Source organism: bacterium, assembly GCA_023230585.1.
GTDB lineage: Bacteria > Ratteibacteria > UBA8468 > B48-G9 > JAFGKM01 > JALNXB01.
Window position 1 is genome coordinate 1 of record JALNXB010000090.1, and the last position, 5,642, is coordinate 5,642.

Genomic DNA, 5,642 nt, shown 5'->3' on the forward strand with positions numbered 1-5,642 from the left:
ATAGTCAGCAGTAAGAAGATGTTTTGCTCCTGTTGCTACCGGATGACACGAAACCCTTGTAATAACAGCCGCTACATCACCATTTTTGTCTGTAATCTTTAAAACCTTCAAAGCATCATCAACCTTACCGTCTGGGTTAGGCATATTTTCAACAACACCTTTATACAAAAGCCGTCTGTTCATAGGAACAGTTGTAATACCCTCACCATAAAAAAGTTCTCCTTCCTCCATTTTTTCTATTGCTTTTTTTACAGATGCATAAACCTTTGTTTCAAGGAGTTCTACATTCTTTTTTATTACAGAGTCCTGAGCAGTATTGTCTACTTCATAATCGGAAGGTCTTAATTTTATTCCACCGTGAGTATGCGAACAGTTTATCATTACATCAGATAAGTTCACGCCAAGAATTTTAGCAATATTTTCTCTCAACTTTAAAGATAATCCCCTTCCAAGCCCAATAAGGTCAACAGCACCAATAAAAACTTTTTTACCTTTTTCTTCCAAAATAAGAGAAGTAAACGTTAAGGGGTCATGTACTCCATCACTCAAATCTTTTCTTGCTCCATAACCAGCCATATAACTTGGCCAATCTGGAGTGATACTTGTTCTGTCTATCCCGAATCTCATCTTTCTCTCCTTTACCCCGCGCGTTTTTAACGAGGGGTCATTGATTTATAGGTTTTAATTCTTTTTTTTTACTTTTCTTTTAGAGGTTCTTATTTTATCTTGTTTCAAACTATTAACAAAATAAAAATAGTCGAACGATTTTTCTGATGGAACAAGAGTTTCTCCTTTCCAGAATAAATGAGGCCCCCTTGATTCTTCTCTTTTAAGACACCCTTTTACCACACAAATAGATGTTAGTAACGCATTATAAAACTCAAAATATAACCTCAAATTTTTTGAAGGTGAAATACTCTCTTTTAATGAAACCAAATACTTTTCAAGTTCAACAAGTTGCTTCTCTTCTCTCACAACAGATGCGTATAAAGACATCTTTTCTTTTAAAGATGAGAATAACTCTTTTAATTTTGTTTCAGAAAAATCCCCTATATATTTATCAAAAAAATCTTTTCTTACCCGAAAACCAGCTCTGTTTCCACGTGTATTTAAAAATCTTTTAAGAATTTCTTTAGCAACCCGTTGACCAAACACCTGTGTATCAAGGAGTGCGTTACCTCCTGGCCGATTAGCCCCGTGTTGCCCTCCTGCTGATTCCCCACAAGCAAAAAGTCCTTCTACTGAACTTTCTCCATACCTATCTATTTTTATACCACCTTGAAAATGTTGCGCTGCTCCAAAGATTTCAACTTTTTCTTTAGATAAATCTATACCACGCCTTAAGAAATGGTTGTATATATCAGGATTAATAAACTTTAGCCTTTGAAAAGGTGTTTCTTTATTAAGTTTTAACCCTCTTTCGGTATACCACTCTTTTATATCTTGCGGAATATTTGAATCTTCCCATCCAAAAGGGTTCTCTGTATAATCAAGAAAAAGAGGTTCTTCTCTGTTAGCTATAATATCAATTATTTTACTCTCTTCCTCATTAGATACAGGCCAACTTGCACCTTTTCTAAAGACGACCCTAAAAATATCGTTAGGTTGATTATATATTGACCTTAACACTTCCTTATTTTCTTGGTTAACAATTCGAGGTATTGCTCTCATAAAACTACCTGAACAAGCAACATTAAGTTTACGGCTACATATACCAAACTGTATAAATTCCATATTAACAAGTTCAGTTCCACAACGCAAACCTGCGCCATACCCGTCGCCGGTCATTCCGCTTGGATAACAGTTGTTTTTATATATTGCTCCCGCTCCACCGGTTGCAAGAACAATATAGTTGGTTTTAACAAAATATATTTTATTTGCTTTATCAACACATACAGCACCCTCAACACCCTTCTCTTCGTTGGTTACTATATCTATAACCATAAAATTTTCAAGTATATCAGGTTTATATCTCATCAATCTTTTTAAAAGATATTTTTCAATATCTATCCCAGTATAAGGTCCAGTATAACAAGCTCTCGGGTACACAGAGCCGTCAGTTAGGAACTGTACTAATCTACCTTTATCGTCTTTAACAAAAGGGACACCTAATCCATCAAGGTAGGATATTGCTTCCGCTGAATCTTTGGCTAAATATTTGGCAAGAGGTAGGTCGCTTACAAGTCTCCCTATCTCAAAAATATCATTAGAATGGTATACCCAATTATCTTTCTCATTAGGCATAGTGTAAGGTAAGGTAGCATGGAAAGCCATTCTATCTGATACAGCGTTTGCTGTAACTCCGCATTTACCAATCTGACCTTTAACCGCAATAGAAACTTTTAAAGATTTTGAGTTTTCTAGCAGTGTAACGGCAGTTTTAAGCCCCGCTCCTCCAGCGCCTACCACTAAAACATCACAAGAAATAGTATCTATTTTCATAACATAATCACCGATTTTAATATATCCCTATCATCAACGCTCTCAATAGCTTCTCTTGCTTGGTTAAGAAGGAATTTTTTGGAAACTAATTTCTCAAAAGGGTATCTATTTTCTTCCAAAATTTCAAGTGTTTTCACAAGGTGAGATGTATCACTAACCCAGGCACCTTTTATAGTTCCATTTTTCCTAACAATATTTTCATAAACCTTAATCCCAACTCCTCCAACAGGCACAGATATCCCAGCAATTACATATACACCTCCGTACTTGATAAAATCTTGCCCATCTTCAACCGCACTCTTAGTTCCAGCCATCTCAAAAACAGCATCCACACCTTCCCCTTCTGTCAAATCCATTACACAATCTATCTGTTCTTCAAGAGTCATTTTATCTCTATACAACAGATGATTCACCCCAAAACTCATGGAAAGTTCCATACGAGTTTTACTTTTTGAACTTCCCGTCATAATAATCCTTTTAACTCCACGCTCTTTACAGAACAATGCCGTAAAAATTCCCAACGGTCCTGGGCCCTGTATAAGAACATTTCCACCTCCACACAATCCTGATTCTTCTACAGCGTGAAAAGAAGTTGCCCCAGAGCACCCAACAGGAACAAGAACCTCGGGCGATATATCTTTACTAACTTTGATTACATTTGTTCCTTCAGAAAGTTTAATATACTCTGAATAACATCCGTTAGGGAAAGACTCGTCATTGATATCAAAAGTTATACCATAAACTTTTCTATTAACACAAAGATAAGGTCGTTTTTCTATCAGACAGTATCTACATTTTCCGCAAACAATACCTCTGTCCCAAATTATCCTATCACCTTCGCATAAAGGTTTACCTCTGACATCATATCTATCATCTCTCAAATCTGCAACAACTCCAACACCTTCATGACCGGGTATCATAGGGAGAGTAATTCGAGGGTCTTTTCCGGAAAAAATATGTAAATCCGAACCACATACCCCAGCTGATTCAATCTTTACAAGAAGTTCCCCTTTTTTAAGAGGTTCTATTTCAAACTCTCTTATATTAGGTCCTTCATTAAACTTTTCTATTATGGCTGCTTTAAATTTCATTTTTCACACCTTTAGTTAAAAACACCATCTACGGTGCTACCACAAACACTACACTTGTTATCAACAACCCTACTTTCAACAAGGGTGTATCCATCCCTTCTAATTAAACAACTCTTACAATAGTAACAGAAAGTCCCGTCTTCTTCAACCCCTGGCGCATTACCTGTATAAACATACCTGAGTCCCTTATCCATACCTATCTTTCTTGCTTCAACAAGTTTTTCAATAGATTCAGGATAATGGTTACTCATTTTATATGTCGGAAAAAACCTGCTTATATGCCAAGGAATATTTGAATCAATACCTGCTATTATTTCTGCAAGTTCTTCAATCTGAGATTTTGAATCGTTATATTCGGGTATTAAAAGAGTTGTCACCTCAACCCATATACCCAACTCTTTCATAAATCTTATATTATCAACAACAGGACTCCGTTTTGCTCCACACTTTTTTTTATAAAACAATTCATCGCCTTTCAAATCAACATTTGCAGCATCAAGGTAAGGAGAAACCTCTTTAATTACATCTTTGTTCATATAACCATTAGTTACAAAACAATTTTTAAGCCCCTTATCTTTTGCTACCTTTGCAGTATCAAAAACAAACTCAAAAAAAACTGTTGGTTCAGTATAGGTATAAGAGATAGACTGGCAACCAAAATTTAAGGCATTAGATACAACTTTTGCAGGTGTTGTTGCAACACTATAAGGGACACCGTTCTTTGAAACAATCTGTGATATATTATGGTTCTGACAAAAATCGCATCTAAAATTACACCCAGCAGTAGCAATAGAATAGGAAAGAGAACCGGGTAAAAAATGGAAAAATGGTTTCTTCTCTATAGGGTCAACATTTTCTGCTACAAGGTTTCCATAAACAAGAGAATATAGAACTCCATCTATATTTTGTCTAACACCACAAATACCTACCTGCTCTTTTCCTAAAACACAGAAATGGTTACATAAAAGACACTTTACCTTACTACCATTGTTTTTTTGCCAAAATATTGCTTCTTTCATCGGAGTTTAAAAGTAAAAGTTCTAGGTGTATTTTTTCTTAAAATTTCTACAGTAACAATTTCAGCACGTTCTCTTGTTATCTGGTTATATACAGCATACCCTCTTGCTACGCTATCAATTAAAGTACCATTAACTTTTTTAATAATATCGCCATTTTCAAGTCCATACTTGATAAGTTGACTATCTGGCGGGATATTGGTAACCTTGAACCCATTTATCTTGCCATCTTGTATACTTGGGGAGATGTTTAGGTTCTTTATTGTTTCTGGCTCGTTCATCATCTCTCTAACAGCAGTATCAAAATGGACAACTATTGGCTCGTTAACCGGCTCGTTAAAATTTATTGCCTGCTGACTCTCCTGTATATAAGGGGTGTTTATTTGTTGAGGGTTAACCTTTACATTCACCCCTACCCCAGGCACAACCTCAATAAGCCCCCCTTTATCTGGTTGTATAAGTTTAAGAGAGGTTTTCTTACCGTCATAATCGAAAAAAACCTGGTTTTCTTCAATAGATACAAGTTCTGCTTCTTCAAAAAAATCGCCTTCACTAAAAACCAGTTCTTCATTCTTCTTCTTCAAAAAAATAATTGCACGGGAATAACTCTCTTTTAAATATACAATTCCTCTAAGTTCAAGTAAACTACTCAGTTCAGGTAACGGTGTTGGTCTTAAAATACTTGTTTTAACAATATCTTTTGGGGCTGGAGGTGGGGGTGGAACAGGGGCAGAAAAAATATTTCGTTTCAAAATTAAAGACTGGTCGCTTGTTGCGTTAGAAGTGACAACAAAAAGAATAGAAAGTATCAGAAATTTATATATTTTTTTCATACTCCAATTTTATCATTCTGTAAGGTGCCAGTCAAAAAAAGTCTAAGTTTTATAAAATAGAATTGTATAAATACACATACTTCACTTTTTATTACTGTTTTGTGTCGTTGCGAAGAATGCTTTGTGTGACTGCGGCAACCCTCGTATTTATCCTTATTATTGTTTATTCCCATTCCTTTTCCGCCTTCGGCGAGATTGCCACGTTAAGAAACCCCTCCTACGCCAAGGCTTCGGCGGGTAAAGCTCGCAAGATAAATTAC

At 35.8% G+C, this 5,642-nt stretch carries 5 protein-coding genes; all 5 read right to left on the reverse strand.

The window, feature by feature from the left end; genetic code table 11:
* Window positions 1–627, reverse strand: a 627-nt coding sequence (locus M0P98_09070) for a neutral/alkaline non-lysosomal ceramidase N-terminal domain-containing protein (GenBank protein MCK9266997.1), incomplete at its 3' end; no start/stop codon positions are given.
* A gap of 54 nt (window positions 628–681) precedes the next feature.
* Window positions 682–2,442: an FAD-binding protein gene (locus M0P98_09075; protein MCK9266998.1), complete on the reverse strand. Its 1,761-nt coding sequence runs from the start codon at window positions 2,440–2,442 to the stop codon at window positions 682–684.
* The gene (locus M0P98_09080; protein ID MCK9266999.1) at window positions 2,439–3,533 is read right to left on the reverse strand and encodes a zinc-binding dehydrogenase; all 1,095 of its coding nucleotides are present in this window, start codon (window positions 3,531–3,533) and stop codon (window positions 2,439–2,441) included. The genes M0P98_09075 and M0P98_09080 overlap by 4 nt, the downstream gene beginning before the upstream one ends.
* Before the next feature lie 11 nt (window positions 3,534–3,544).
* Window positions 3,545–4,552, reverse strand: a complete 1,008-nt coding sequence (gene amrS / locus M0P98_09085; protein MCK9267000.1) for an AmmeMemoRadiSam system radical SAM enzyme — start codon at window positions 4,550–4,552, stop codon at window positions 3,545–3,547.
* Window positions 4,549–5,382 (reverse strand): hypothetical protein, encoded by an 834-nt coding sequence (locus M0P98_09090; GenBank protein ID MCK9267001.1) that lies wholly within the window; start codon window positions 5,380–5,382, stop codon window positions 4,549–4,551. Before M0P98_09090 ends, amrS begins: the two co-directional genes overlap by 4 nt.
* Window positions 5,383–5,642 lie beyond the last annotated feature (260 nt).

Coding starts and splice junctions, on each gene's coding strand:
- M0P98_09080 (MCK9266999.1), bottom strand. CDS start 3,533: ATGAAATTTAAAGCAGCCATAATAGAAAAGTTTAATGAAGGACCTAAT.
- M0P98_09075 (MCK9266998.1), bottom strand. CDS start 2,442: ATGAAAATAGATACTATTTCTTGTGATGTTTTAGTGGTAGGCGCTGGA.
- amrS (MCK9267000.1), bottom strand. CDS start 4,552: ATGAAAGAAGCAATATTTTGGCAAAAAAACAATGGTAGTAAGGTAAAG.
- M0P98_09090 (MCK9267001.1), bottom strand. CDS start 5,382: ATGAAAAAAATATATAAATTTCTGATACTTTCTATTCTTTTTGTTGTC.